General features: G+C 66.4%; 1 protein-coding gene. It reads left to right on the plus strand.

The genetic code is table 11. The features are described 5' to 3' along the window. A partial coding sequence (locus ACZ3HG_RS25015; RefSeq protein ID WP_465335265.1) for a hypothetical protein occupies window positions 1-232 on the plus strand: 232 nt, incomplete at both ends.

A 232-nucleotide genomic window follows, 5' to 3' on the forward strand; every position in this document is an offset into this window, starting at 1 on the left:
GCCGGACGAGGCGAGCGTGGATGCCAGCGCCGATGCCGTGCGCATTCTCACCGTGCACAGCGCCAAGGGACTGGAAGCCCCGGTGGTGGCCATCCTCGATGCCAATCACAGCGATTCGGTGGAAGACAATCTCGGCATCCTCTGCGCCTGGCCGCAGGATCAGGATGCGCCCACGCACTTCTCGGCCTTTGGCCGGCGCAGCGAACGCGGCTGTGCGCGGGATGATCTGTTC

This window comes from Erwinia sp. PME.40.26/001, from assembly GCF_055556675.1.